Source organism: Bradyrhizobium sp. AUGA SZCCT0160 (assembly GCF_018130105.1).
Classification (GTDB): Bacteria; Pseudomonadota; Alphaproteobacteria; order Rhizobiales; family Xanthobacteraceae; genus Bradyrhizobium.
In genome coordinates, this window is sequence record NZ_JAFCMD010000001.1 from 374,997 (window position 1) to 387,354 (window position 12,358).

At 62.0% G+C, this 12,358-nt stretch carries 11 protein-coding genes and 1 pseudogene; 7 read left to right on the forward strand and 5 right to left on the reverse strand.

The annotated features are described in order from the left end of the window. The first annotated feature begins 389 nt into the window (after positions 1 to 389). The 5 genes from JQ558_RS01860 to JQ558_RS01880 all read left to right on the forward strand — a co-directional run bounded on the left by JQ558_RS01860 (position 390) and on the right by JQ558_RS01880 (position 5,831). Positions 390 to 875 (forward strand): hypothetical protein, encoded by a 486-nt coding sequence (locus JQ558_RS01860; RefSeq protein WP_212206927.1) that lies wholly within the window; start codon positions 390 to 392, stop codon positions 873 to 875. A gap of 738 nt (positions 876 to 1,613) precedes the next feature. After that, positions 1,614 to 2,426, forward strand: coding sequence for a lytic transglycosylase domain-containing protein (locus JQ558_RS01865; RefSeq protein ID WP_312014940.1), 813 nt, complete (start codon positions 1,614 to 1,616; stop codon positions 2,424 to 2,426). 87 nt (positions 2,427 to 2,513) lie between these two features. Further along, a complete protein-coding gene (locus tag JQ558_RS01870; RefSeq protein WP_212292673.1) occupies positions 2,514 to 3,497 on the forward strand; it encodes an ABC transporter substrate-binding protein in 984 nt (327 codons plus the stop codon). A gap of 167 nt (positions 3,498 to 3,664) precedes the next feature. Then, positions 3,665 to 5,254 (forward strand): M48 family metallopeptidase, encoded by a 1,590-nt coding sequence (locus tag JQ558_RS01875; protein WP_212292674.1) that lies wholly within the window; start codon positions 3,665 to 3,667, stop codon positions 5,252 to 5,254. Between the two features lie 19 nt (positions 5,255 to 5,273). Beyond that, on the forward strand, positions 5,274 to 5,831 hold the full coding sequence (locus JQ558_RS01880; protein WP_212271940.1) for a hypothetical protein: 558 nt from the start codon (positions 5,274 to 5,276) through the stop codon (positions 5,829 to 5,831). Positions 5,832 to 5,952: 121 nt separating this feature from the next. On the opposite strand, the gene JQ558_RS01885 is transcribed toward JQ558_RS01880, so the two are convergent. Beyond that, positions 5,953 to 6,207, reverse strand: coding sequence for a hypothetical protein (locus JQ558_RS01885; RefSeq protein ID WP_212206922.1), 255 nt, complete (start codon positions 6,205 to 6,207; stop codon positions 5,953 to 5,955). A 157-nt stretch (positions 6,208 to 6,364) separates the two neighbouring features. On the opposite strand from JQ558_RS01885, the gene JQ558_RS01890 reads away from it, so the two are divergent. Beyond that, positions 6,365 to 8,029: a thiamine pyrophosphate-binding protein gene (locus tag JQ558_RS01890; protein ID WP_212292675.1), complete on the forward strand. Its 1,665-nt coding sequence runs from the start codon at positions 6,365 to 6,367 to the stop codon at positions 8,027 to 8,029. On the opposite strand, the gene JQ558_RS01895 is transcribed toward JQ558_RS01890, so the two are convergent. The 4 genes and pseudogenes from JQ558_RS01895 to JQ558_RS01910 form a co-directional block, all read right to left on the reverse strand. After that, entirely contained in the window at positions 8,026 to 9,237 is a 1,212-nt protein-coding gene (locus JQ558_RS01895) for an NAD(P)/FAD-dependent oxidoreductase (RefSeq protein WP_212292676.1), read from the reverse strand. The genes JQ558_RS01890 and JQ558_RS01895 overlap by 4 nt on opposite strands. A gap of 214 nt (positions 9,238 to 9,451) precedes the next feature. Further along, a complete protein-coding gene (locus JQ558_RS01900; RefSeq protein WP_212292677.1) occupies positions 9,452 to 10,168 on the reverse strand; it encodes a dihydrofolate reductase family protein in 717 nt (238 codons plus the stop codon). 86 nt (positions 10,169 to 10,254) lie between these two features. Continuing rightward, complete coding sequence (locus JQ558_RS01905; RefSeq protein WP_212292678.1) at positions 10,255 to 10,665, reverse strand: cyclophilin-like fold protein; 411 nt, start codon at positions 10,663 to 10,665, stop codon at positions 10,255 to 10,257. Positions 10,666 to 10,806: 141 nt separating this feature from the next. Continuing rightward, a pseudogene (locus tag JQ558_RS01910) lies at positions 10,807 to 11,201 on the reverse strand (cupin domain-containing protein). Between the two features lie 253 nt (positions 11,202 to 11,454). On the opposite strand from JQ558_RS01910, the gene JQ558_RS01915 reads away from it, so the two are divergent. Further along, on the forward strand, positions 11,455 to 12,348 hold the full coding sequence (locus tag JQ558_RS01915) for a LysR family transcriptional regulator (protein WP_212292679.1): 894 nt from the start codon (positions 11,455 to 11,457) through the stop codon (positions 12,346 to 12,348). The last annotated feature ends 10 nt before the right edge of the window (positions 12,349 to 12,358 follow it).

Consider the following 12,358-nt stretch of genomic DNA (forward strand, 5'->3'; position numbering starts at 1 on the left):
CCTTATCAAGGCCGCGCCGACCTGATGTGGCTGGGCGAACGGAAAATCGATGCAAGCAGACTGTTTACCAAGTCGATCAAGGACGTGAAAACCACCTTCCCTAAGCCGTCCGAAACGAATCCGTCCTAGGCTGCCTCCAACAAGAAAGAGGCAGCAAATGTTCACGATCATCAGGGCGCTCGTCATCGCGGTATGCGCGTATGCCGGTTCATCGGTAGCAGGCAGTCAATTCCCGGACCTGCCGAACTCCCATCAAATCTACACCGAGTAGATCACAGAAGTTTGTGATCGAACTCGGCAACAGCAATTCCGGCAGTAACCACGTTCAGTTACGGACTGTCAGGAATTACGGCGTTTGCTCTCCGTCAGGTTCTGTGGCGGAGATGGTTATGCCTCTCGGACGATACATAGCCTGGGTCGGCGCATCGTTGCTTGTGTTGCTGTTCGTGGCCAACTGGTTCTTTCCGCAACCTTTGGCGGAGCCGGCCGGTGACGAAGTTAACAGGCCGGTCATCCGGATCGCTTCTCTGCAGCAGCCGCCGGAACGGATCGTCATCGATACCAACCTTCCGACGATCGTTCCGCCGCCAGCGCCGGCCGCCGAAGCCATACCGGACGCGCCGCCCCCGCAAGCACAATCATACGCGCCGATAACTTCTCATGCGTCGGTTACCGGCGTGGAAAAAACCAAGCCAAAGGCCACGAAGAGGCTGGTGAAGGAGGCTGCAGCCAGACAGCCGTCGTCGCCCCATACGCAAACCAACACGCCTGTGGCCCCGAGTAGCAGCCCGGCACCGGCCGCACCGCCTACCAGGTTGTCGTTCGCGAATATCATTTCCGGGCAGCTGGTGAGAGAGCTGTTCAACCTTCATTGAGCCTCAGCGCAGCGACACCATCGCCGTGCCCCCATGCCGAGCACACGGGCCCGCCCCCGGCGCCTCTAAGTTCCCAAGATGAACGCGGTGATCTACGCCGGGCAACGGCTGGATCATTGCCACGGCCAATGGATCGATCGCGCGTCTACTCGCGCCTCCGCGTATTAACCCTGTTGTCAGACTTACTTCGCCGCTGCTGCGCGCAAGTCAATTCTGCCGCTAACCCGCCGCATTGGACCTTAGAAATCATTCTGCGACGTTGGGCAGATTATTTCCCCGGCTCGGGGCAAGCATCTTCGTCCTGGAACAGTAGATCATGATGAGGGCAGGTCTCATCGTTGTTGGCCTCAGCGCACTGACCATCATGGAGCTGGGGACACCGCGACGCACGAAGACAAGTGCGCCAGATCGGTTCGAGCAAGTGACCATCCACGTCAGCGTAACAGGCGACACCCTGGAGACGGCTGACCGGCGCGAGATCCACCGTTTGCAGCATGAAGCACCGGTTCAGCCGATCTCATCGGTCGAACCAACACCGCCGCCGGCTACGACGGCGGCCTTAACTCCAGAAACCAATCCGGGCACCGTTGGGAGCGCTGCAGGCGGCAAGAAGCACGTTGCCGGAAAGTTGCGACCTCGACCCAAATACACGGAGCCTGACAGACCCAGGCCTCAATCCACAAATCCCAACAAGGCGGCAAGGATGGCCCGGCCGAAACCGATCGGCGAGGCCAGGCCGTGTCGTCCGAACGCTTTCGATGGTCTGCTGCAAGCATTGAACTTGTCTTCCCGATGCCAGACCTAGCGCAATGGCCTTCGTTCAATGTCGTGTTGGCCGGCGCCGAACCGGCCGACCTCGCTCCTACGCCAACGAGGGTAGCGCGTGTGGACGAAATCAGGCCGCCGCGCCCGGACGAGCGGGGCGCTCCTGACAGATCGCGAGATTCGTTCAACTTGGCAATCATCGCCATCTTGTTAGCGGTGGCGATTGCGTTGGCCGCAGTCGCAGGCCCCTACATTTTTCGCAGTGCGCATTCAAACCGGCAGACAATCGAGTCAATCGACGTCAAGGCTCTGGTGGAACGCATCATCAAGGTCGAATCGGCGGGAATTGCGACTAAGAAGAACAAGCTTTCCAGCGCCACAGGGGCTGGTCAGTTTCTCGATGACACCTGGCTCGAAGCCATCCGAAAGCATCGCGGCGATCTGATCAAGGGCCGCAGCGACAAAGAACTGCTGGAGCTGCGGCAGGACGTCGAACTTACGCGGGAGATCATTGCGCGGCTGCTCGAGCAATATGCCAGGACACTGAATAAACGCGGCCTGCCCCTCACCTCCGGTTCGCTTTATCTGGCCTATTTTGCCGGACCGGCTGGCGCCGTGGCTCTGCTGTCCGGCGCCGAACATGCCGACGCCGCATCCGTCATGGCCGCCGCTGACGCGACCGGTCGAACCACGCGCCAGAAACTTGTCAGGGCTAACCCGTTCCTCGAGGTACTGACGGTACGCGATCTCAAGAACTGGGCCGATCACAAGATGCGCGGCATCTAGATCGCTTTCCCGATAGCTCCGGCCGCTCTTGGACCCCCGCCGAAAAGTGCTTACCATCGGGTGAAACCATCGAGCGCGGGGCCGGCCATGAAGCGACGCGAGTTCATCCGGCTGGTCGGCGGCGTGGCGGCCTCTTGGCCGCTGGCAGCGCGGGCACAGCAGCGCATTCCGATCGTGGGCTTTGTCGGATTTGCCAATGCCGACGTCGACGACGTGACGGTCGGCGCTTTTCGCAAGGCGCTGGTTGGGCTCGGCCACGTCGAAGGACGCACCATCATCGTCAATGCGCGCAGCGCCAACGGCGACGTCGCGCGAGGGCACGCCATGATCGACGAGCTGGTGGCGCTGCCGGTGAATGTGTTTCTTTCGCCGGGCCAGGCCGCGGCGCGGGCCATCGTGCGCAAGACGAATATTCCCGTGGTCGCGGTGGCGTTGCCGGCGGTGCAGAGCGACCCCGAACTGTTCCAGAGTCTGGCCCGGCCCGGCGGCACCGTGACCGGCTTCTCGGCGTTCGGCGAGGAGATTTCGGCCAAGCGCATCGAAATGCTGAAGGAGATCCTGCCCGGCCTGAAGAAACTCGGCGTGATGCACAACGCCACCGATCCCACCTTCAGCGCCTGGGGCTCGCAGACCATGGCGGATGCGAGGAGCGCCGGTATCGAGCCGGTACGCCTCGGGCTCAGTGCGCCGTCCGCCGTGCAACTCACCGAGCAGATCAAGAAGCTCGCCGACGACGGCGGCACAGCCATGATCATCATCCGCGATTTCCTGACGGTGGCCATGATGGCGGACATCTGCCGGATCGCGGCAGACCTGAGCATTGCCGTGATCGGCGAACATGCCGAAATCGCGCGGGCCGGCGCGCTTTTCAGCTATGGCGCCGATCTCGCCGACCTGTTCCGTCGCGCTGCAAGCTATGTCGACAACATTCTCAAGGGCCAGAAGCCGGCGGAGATGCCGATCCAGTTGCCGACGAGGTTCGAGCTGATCGTCAACGTCAGGGTCGCCCGGACGCTCGGGCTCACATTCCCGCCGACAATCCTTGTGCTCGCGGATCAGCTGATCGAGTGAAGCCCAACAGCGTCTCGCCGAGGCCCATCCAGGCCCATTGCCCGGGAGGGGGCCCGAAAGGTCAATTGCGCTGCCATGATGCGGTGGTTACGGCAAAGTGTTACGGCAAAGGGATGAAAGTCGTATAGTACAGCCATTCTTGCCAGATGAGCCAGGGGAGGAAATCCATGCGGAAGTCTCCATTCGGTATCGCCGTCGCGGCTCTTATGCTTTCAACGTCTCAGCCGCTGGTCGCCGCGCAAGACGACGTCGATCAGCAGCTCGGCAACGTGAACTTCAAAACATCCTGCAACGATGTTGCGCAGCGTCGCTTCGATCGCGCGATGCGATATCAGCACTCGTTCTGGTACACCAACGCCAAGGAGATCTTCGAGGAGGCCATCAAGGCTGATCCGTCATGCGCCATGGCCTATTGGGGCATCGCGCTCACGATGATGGACAATCCGCACGCCGCAATTCCGCGGCCGAATCTTGCGCCCGGCCTCGCCGCGATCACCAAAGCGAAGGAGATCGGGGCCAAGACCGAGCGCGAACGCGACTACATCGATGCGATGATGGTGATGTATGCGGACCACGAAACGATCCCCCATGCCCAGCGCATGCGCGCGCTGCGCGACAAGCAGGCCGACATCGCGGCGAAATATCCTGACGATGACGAGGCCCAGATTGCCTACGCCATCACGCTCAACACGTCGGCGGATTTGAAGGACAAGACCTACGCGCAGCAGTCCAAGGGCGCCGCAATCCTGGAGCCGATGTCGGTACGGCTGCCGCAGCATCCGGGCGTGACGCACTATTTGATCCACCTCTACGACTATCCGGCGACCGCGCAAAAAGGCCTCGACGCCGCCAACCGCTACGCCAAGATCGCGCCGGCCGCGCCGCACGCCCAGCACATGCCGTCGCACATCTACACCCGCGTCGGCTATTGGAAGGAATCGATCGCCTCCAACGCCGCCTCCGTGAAAGCCGCGAAGTCCGAGAAGTCGGTGGGCAATTACCTGCACGCGCAGGATTACATGGTTTATGCCCATCTTCAGCTGGCCCAGGACCAGCAGGCGCGCGCCGTCATAGACGACATGATCAAGGAGACCGACTTCAAGGCGACGGTCGCGGCCGCCGACTACGCGCTGGCGGCCTCGCCAGCCCGCTATGCGATCGACCGCGGCGACTGGGACGCGGCCTCGCAACTATCGGTCAGGCCGAGCGGCCTGAACTACGCGATGGCGATCTCGCATTTCGCGCGCGCAATCGGCGCGGCGCGCTCCGGCAAGCCGGAAGCGGCCAAGGCCGACGTCCAGAAGCTCGCGGAATTGCGCGACAAATTGCGCGACGCCAAGGACAATTACTGGTCGCAGATCGTCGACATCCAGCATCAGGTCGCCGTTGCCTGGGTGCTTCACGCGGAGGGCAAATACGACGAGGCTCTCAAGGCCATGAGTGCGGCAGCGGACGCCGAGGACCTGACCGAGAAGCATGTGGTGACGCCAGGTCCGCTGGCACCGGCGCGCGAGCTCTATGGCTTCATGCTGCTCGATCGCGGCATGGCCAAGGAGGCGCTTGTGGCATTCGAGGCCACCAAGGCCAAGGAGCCGAACCGCTTCCAGGGCTACGCCGGGGCTGCCAAGGCGGCCGACACGCTCGGTGACAAGGCGGCGGCGCGGCAGAACTATCAGCAGCTCATGGCGCTCGCGGCGAACGCCGACACGGAGCGGCGCGAGGTAGCGGCGGCAAAGACCTATCTCGCCGGCAACTAGCGAGCAGAACGGTGGTGCAATGAGAAGGGTAGCTATCGCCGTCGCAGCAGCCTCGCTGGGGTGCGTACTCGCGGCGGCGTTGGCGTGGTCCGGTCTGCCACGGCACGCCGCCGCAACTGCGACCGCGCCGGTATGGACCGAGGTGGCCTGGCCGTTCCCCATCGATCAGTGGGGCAAGGGAAAGGCGTTCCGCTGCAAGGCGGCTGACTGCGGCGCCGAGGTGAGCCTCTATCTGCGTGCCAAGATCGGGTTCTGCAATTGCACGACCGGCGTCGCCGATGATGAAGATCTGGACCGCATGGGCGATCTTGTTCTCGTCGGCGACGTTGCGCCGCTCGGTGCCGGTCGTCCGGTCAACATTGCGTGGATGAAAGGCCGCAGCCGCGCCTACACGCTCAACGCCCGCAATCCGCCCGGCAAAACCGCAATATCGGTCGTCTTCAACGAACGCTGCGACATGATCGCCGCAACCGCCGTGCTCGGCCACGACCGGCCGGCGGCGACCGAGCCCAGCGTGATCGAGTTTCTCAACGGCGATAGGGTGATGCGCTGGGCCGAGGTCACGCTTGGCCTTTGATGCGAGATAGTACGTAGGATGGGTTGAGCCCTTCGCGAAACCCATCTTTTCTTCGCGGGCAGCAAATGATGGGTTTCGCGAAGAGCTCAACCCATCCTACATGCTGCGGACTGGTCCTGGCTTAGTCGCGAGTCATTGCGATCAGCTTGAAGTCCTTGTCGAGCTTGATGTCGTACTGCCCATCCCTGCATTTGGCGTCATCGACTTCAAAATAGCTGCTGGCCTCGGTTTCCTTTTCCATCTTGCCGCCCGTGCAGCCAAGGCCTTCCAGGACAGCCTTGATTTTCTCGGCCTCGGCCGGTGTCACGGGGGTGTCAGCAAGTGCAAAGGTGCTGCTTGCAAGTGCAGCAGCGAACGCCGTCACGAACAGCTTCATCGGTGCGTTCTCCAGTTGAGAAAACGAAACCAGCCTGACCCAGGTTAGTTCCAAAAACAAGCGCGCCACGACGAACCCACATGTGCGCCCGGGAGCTCGCTCACGATGCTGCCTGCGTGTTATCGTCCAGAAAAATGAACCTGAAAGGGAGCAAGTAATGCGCGGACGGCGTGTAGTGATGGATTCGCTGGTGTCGAATGGCGTGAGCCACATCTTCGGCAATCCCGGGACGACAGAAACGCCGTTGCTGGACAGTCTGGTGAGCTATCCGCAGATCGAATATGTCATGACCCTCCATGAGGGCGTGGCGGTCGGCGCGGCGAGTTTCCATGCGCAGGCCACCGGCCGCGCGGCTGTGGCCAATCTCCACGTAGCTCCCGGGCTCGGCAACGCCATCGGCGCGATCTACGGCGCGCTCAAGGCCAATTCGCCTGTTGTCGTGACCGCCGGCCAGCAGGATACGCGCATGCGACTGGCCAACCCGGTGCTGGGCCACGACCTCGTCGCCATGGCGGCGCCGGTCACCAAATGGAGCGTGCAGGTGGAGCGTGCGGATGAGCTCGCGCCCGTGCTGCGCCGCGCTTTCAAGGTTGCGACCGATGCACCCAGGGGACCGGTCTTCGTCTCGCTTCCGATCAACGTGCTGGAGCAGGAAACCGACGTCGAGGCGATCGCACCAGATAAATTGTGGCGTTCGTCACAACCGGACCCCGCCGGGATCGAGGAATTCGCCTCGCTTCTTTTGAAATCAGGGCGGCCCACCATCGTCGCCGGCGATGACGTCGCCCGATCAGGGGCCTCCCAAGCGCTGGTCGCGCTGGCGGAGGCGATCGGCGCGCCGGTTTGGTTCGAAGGGTTGCGCGCCCATGCGCCGTTTCCGACCAGCCATCCGAACTATCGCCAATCGCTCCCGGCCGACGCCGCGCAGGTTCGCAAAGCCTTGTCGGATGCCGATCTCGTCTTGCTGCTGGGAGGTCCGTTCTTCGAGGACATCTGGTATGCGGAAGGCAGCCATTTCCCTGATGGCGCCGTCGTCGTCCAGATCGAGGAATCGTCCGAGCGCCTGGCGTTCAATCATCGCCTCGATGGCGGCATCGTCGGCGACATGGCGGCCAGCATCGCCTCGCTGGCAAAGATTGTGAGCGCGCGGCAAAGCGCCGAATTCAAGCTTGCCGCAGCGCGTCGCAACCAGGCGCTGGCCGAGTTGAGCGCCCGCGACCGGGAGGCGCACCGGGCGCGGCTGGAGAAAGCCTGGAACCGCGAGCCGAGTTCGATGGCGCGGGTGACGGCCGAACTCCGGCGCGGCCTGCCTGACAATGTCGTCATCGTGGATGAAAGCATCACCGCCAGTCTCGACCTGGCGCGGTCGTTCGATTATCGCGGCTTCGGTGATTATTTCGGCGGGCGCGGCGGCGGCATTGGTCAGGGATTTTCCGGTGCGATCGGGGTGAAGGTCGCGATGCCGGATCGCCCGGTGGTCGCCGTCTCCGGCGACGGCTCAGCGATGTACAGCATTCAGGCGCTATGGACCGCGGCACACCACAAGCTGGCGATCGTGTTCGTCATTCTTTCAAACCGGCAGTATCGCATCCTCAAGCACAATGTGGACGTCTGGCGTCAAAACTTCGAGGCGGACACGCAGCATCCCTATCAGCAGATGGACCTGACGGGACCGGACCTCGATTTTGTGCATCTGGCGGCCGGCATGGGCGTCGAAGGCGTCAGGGTCGAAAAGGCCGGTGACATAGCCGCGGTTATGGAGCGTGCCTTGGCGAGCAATCGGCCTTATCTGGTCGAGATCGCCATCGAAGGAAAGCGCTAGCGCACGGCCGGAGGCTTCTGCACCGTCGGTGCGGCGGCAGCCAGAATATCCGCGCGAACACCGCTCCGCGGCGGATAGATCCGCTGCCGGTTGATAATCTGCTTGGTCGCCTTGGCGGCGGCGCCGGAGGCATGAAGCTGGCGATCCCATCCGACGGTATGCAGCGCGCCCCAGGCGCCGAGATCGAGCACGGTGACATACCAATCGATGTCAAGGGCAAGCATCGGCTGCCCAAGCAGATCGGCGACGACGTTGTTTCCGGCAAAGCGGCCCATCGGCCTCGCGAACTGGCAGGACATCACGGTGGCATGTTCGCCGTCCACGACGCAGGAAGCCACATCGCCGGCGGCAAAGATGTTTGTCGCACCGGTGAGGCGCATGAACTGATCCACATGGAGGCGGCCCAGCCGATCGCGCTCGACATCAATCGTTTGAGCCACCGGGCTTGCCTTCATCCCTCCGCACCACACCACTGTCTGCGCCGGGATGACTTCGCCCGAACTCAGCGTGACGGTATTCGCATCGATCGCCCTGACCCTTGCGTTGAGCCGCGTTTCCACACCCAGCGCCGCCAGCGCTTCACCGACGATCGGGCGCGCTTGTTCTCCGAGTGTCACACCAACAACGGGATTGGGATCGACGAGAATAATGCGCCGCTCGCCGGTGAGGCCCGCCTTCTCAAGCTTGCCTGGCATCTCGGTCGCGACTTCGATGCCGGTAAAGCCCGCGCCGACGACGACCACCGTCGCGCGACCTTCGGAATCCGCCTGCCCGCCCAACGCGGCGAGGTGCGCCTCCAGCCGGACGGCCGCCGCATAACTATCCACATCGAAGCCACAGGCCGCCAGTCCCGGTATCGCCGGGCGCACGAGTTGGCTGCCCAGCGTCAGTACCAGCCGATCGTATGCGATGACCTCGCTGCCGCTATTCGTCGTGACGCTCACCTGCTGCCGGGCGGGATCGACCGCCCTCACATCGGCAACCCTGTGATCGACGCCAGCCGGGTCGAGCACTTCGGCAAGCGGTATCGCCGCCTCGCCGATGTCGACCTCGTAATTGCGAACCCTGATGTTGTGGTAGGGGTTGCGGTCGACGACCAGTATCTCGACATCCGCCGCCGGCGCACCGATCTCGTCGCGCTTGCGCGCAGCACCCAGAGCGGCCCACAGCCCCGCAAATCCAGCACCAAGAACAACAATGCGCGGCATGTGATTCTCCCGGACGTTCGGCGGGAGCTAATCGCGTGAGAGAAGCGGAATCAAGGGCCAAAACTCGTAGGGTGGGTTAGCGCAGCGTAACCCACCATCTTCGTTCACCAGGCGGTAGGTTACGTGGAATATATCATCGGACGCGCATTCGCGCGACCCATGGCTAACCCACCCTGCGATCTCGCTGTCATTGCAAGCGCAGCGAAGCAATCCATTACCCGGGCGCGCGTTCCACTGCGTGACGTAGCCAGACCATTCCGCCATCAAGCGCCTCGCAGTGAGTCAACCGCAACGCCTGCCCGGCACCGGGACGGTCGCCCTCCGGCCCGCTGTAATCGACAATGCTTTGCGTGCCGGCAACGCCATCTACCGCGGGAAAGATCAGTGTGCTGAACTCATCGATAAGCTTGTGCTTGAGGAATGCACCATTGATCCTGCCACCGCCTTCGAGCAGCAGCCTCCTCGCGCCGAAAAGGGAGGCCAGCTGCTCCATCGCCCGTGACAGCTCATCGCCTTTTTCGCCAGCGAAGACATATGAAACACCATCTTCACGAAGTTCGGCGAGGTAACCGTCGGAGACCTGCTCACCGAGTACCGCAACGACGTGGTCGCCGCCGACATTGTCCTTGCCGTAGTGGACATGGCCCGATGGGTCGATAGCGACGGCGAGCTTGCGGCCATGGCGTTCGGCGAGATGCGCTTCACGTTGCACCTTCGACGCTTCGGCAATGCTCCGTTCGGCTCCCTTGGCCATTTCACTCATGGTTTTGCGGCCAACGATCCATCCATCAGCCTCGAAGCGTTCATGCATCTTCTCGTGGTACGCGCGCAGAACATCCCACGAAATGCCCGGCGCCGCCCGGGTGAACCGGCTGGGATGCAGGCGTCCATCAATCGACGTGCTCATGTGGCAGATGATGTACGGTCGCATGAATCGCTTTCCTGTTGAAGGGTACCAACGCCGAGATAGACATAGCCGGTATGTTCGCGCTCCCATCGAGCCTCGCAGGGCCGCTTCTATTGCGCACGCTCAATCCGAACAGTGACGGATCCGGGTTGGTCGAACATCGAAACGTCGCCGGCCACTTGTCCAAGGATGATGATCCCGGGCTGAGGAACCTGACCATCGCTATAGTAGATGACGAAGTGATCCGAAGTCCAAAGCCCAAGCGTCCCCTTGGAGAACCGTGTTTGGCGCACCGACTCCTGTAGGGGCGCAGGCAGATTGCCGGTCTTCTCCTGGCGCAAATGATCGCGCATCTGGATCGTAACCGGCAACATGCGGACGAGCGATCTGGCAGCGTCGTTGTCGGCCAGATCGGCAGTGACTTTGCCCCACTCAGAGGAAATCAGAATGCGCTCCTTTGCCATTAGAGGTCCTGTCAGTCCGAGGATGGCGACGATCGTTGCCAGGGTCGCCACGATCATGGGGTGTGCTCTTGTGATCATCGGCGGCTCCTCCACTTGGTTGGCGCTTCCCCGGCCACGAGATACCGATCGAAGAACGCCTGAAGCTTCTCCCACGGAATACGTTTCACGCGGCAATAAAGATCAACGTGCCTGGCACCGCTATTTTCCGTATTGCGTGTCACTCACCTTTTCCATCCAATCGACATTCATGCCGTTGAGAGCTTCCTGAACGGCAATGTGCGTCATAGCGGTGTTGGGCGTCGCGCCATGCCAGTGTTTCTCACCGGGCGGAAACCACACCACGTCACCCGGCCGGACTTCCTCGATCGGGCTGCCCTCGGTTTGCACCCAGCCGAGACCGGCCGTGATGATGAGGGTTTGGCCGAGCGGATGCGTATGCCATGCGGTACGCGCGCCGGGCTCGAACGTCACGCTACCGGCGTTCAACCGCATCGGATCACCGACTTGAAAAACCGGTTCGACGCGGACCGAGCCGCTGAAATATTCCTGCGCCCTCTTGTCGATGGACGCGAACCATTGCGCTCAATCTTCATTGCCGTTTTCCTTTCCATCGATTGCTGCATTGGCTGTTGGGCAAGGGCGGGCGGATACCCGACCAGCACTGCCAACCCGCCGACGAGGCGAAGCAGATGCCTGCGCGTTAACTCCAAGCCGGTTGAATCCCGTTCCATTTGCTCATCCCCGCTCAGCCACGCGAATACGCGTCGTTTCGTCCACGGATATAAGCCGTGCGTGTCTTTCGACTAGCCGCTATAATCCGAAAGGACTTATGATGAGGAGCGATAAATGCAGCGCGGCTACCTCGATGACCTTCTCGCCTTCTCGGTCGTTGGCAGGGAACGCAGCTTCACGAGGGCCGCCTTGCAGTTGGGCGTGTCGCAATCCTCTCTCAGCCACACCATTCGCGAGCTTGAGGCGCGCCTTGGCGTGCGGCTTCTTACCCGCACCACCCGCAGTGTAGCCCCGACAGAGGCAGGTGAGCGCCTGCTGAAAAGCATTGGTCCCCGCTTCGAAGAGATCGACGCCGAGCTCTCAGCGGTGCGTGAGTTGCGTGAAAAGCCGGCTGGCACCATCCGAATCACCGCGACGGAATATGCCGCCGACGCGATCCTGTTGCCAAAACTCGCTTCGCTTCTACCGAAGTATCCCGACATCAAAGTCGAGATCGTTGTTGACTACGGCTTAAGCAATATCGTTGCCGATGGTTACGATGCTGGCGTACGAAGCGGCGAGCAGGTTGCCAAGGACATGATCGCGGTGCGCATCGGGCCGGATTTGCGCATGGCGGTCGTCGGAACGCCGTCTTACTTCCGCAAGCGGCCCGAGCCGAAGAAACCGCAGGATCTCATCAGCCACAATTGCATCAATCTGCGTCTTCCTTCACATGGCGGGTTGTACGCATGGGAGTTTGAGAAAGGCGGCCGGGAGCTGAAGGTGCGCGTGGACGGCCAAATGACCTGCAACGGCGCAATCCAAACGCTGAATGCCGCTCTGGCGGGGCACGGCCTGGCCTACATTCCCGAAGAGATGGCGGAGACGTATCTGGCGAACCGCCGCCTGAAGCGCGTCCTTGGCGATTGGTGCCAACCATATTCGGGTTATCACCTGTTCTATCCCAGCCGCCGACAGTCGTCCGCAGCCTTCAACCTTGTAGTGGATGCGTTACGGCACCGAAGCTGAGTCGCAAGCC

Excerpts from the sequence above, each read along its gene's own strand:
- JQ558_RS01890 (WP_212292675.1), top strand. The coding sequence starts at position 6,365 with ATGCGCGGACGGCGTGTAGTGATGGATTCGCTGGTGTCGAATGGCGTG.
- JQ558_RS01870 (WP_212292673.1), top strand. The coding sequence starts at position 2,514 with ATGAAGCGACGCGAGTTCATCCGGCTGGTCGGCGGCGTGGCGGCCTCT.
- JQ558_RS01885 (WP_212206922.1), bottom strand. The coding sequence starts at position 6,207 with ATGAAGCTGTTCGTGACGGCGTTCGCTGCTGCACTTGCAAGCAGCACC.
- JQ558_RS01895 (WP_212292676.1), bottom strand. The coding sequence starts at position 9,237 with ATGCCGCGCATTGTTGTTCTTGGTGCTGGATTTGCGGGGCTGTGGGCC.
- JQ558_RS01880 (WP_212271940.1), top strand. The coding sequence starts at position 5,274 with ATGAGAAGGGTAGCTATCGCCGTCGCAGCAGCCTCGCTGGGGTGCGTA.
- JQ558_RS01915 (WP_212292679.1), top strand. The coding sequence starts at position 11,455 with ATGCAGCGCGGCTACCTCGATGACCTTCTCGCCTTCTCGGTCGTTGGC.
- JQ558_RS01875 (WP_212292674.1), top strand. The coding sequence starts at position 3,665 with ATGCGGAAGTCTCCATTCGGTATCGCCGTCGCGGCTCTTATGCTTTCA.
- JQ558_RS01900 (WP_212292677.1), bottom strand. The coding sequence starts at position 10,168 with ATGCGACCGTACATCATCTGCCACATGAGCACGTCGATTGATGGACGC.
- JQ558_RS01905 (WP_212292678.1), bottom strand. The coding sequence starts at position 10,665 with ATGATCGTGGCGACCCTGGCAACGATCGTCGCCATCCTCGGACTGACA.
- JQ558_RS01860 (WP_212206927.1), top strand. The coding sequence starts at position 390 with ATGCCTCTCGGACGATACATAGCCTGGGTCGGCGCATCGTTGCTTGTG.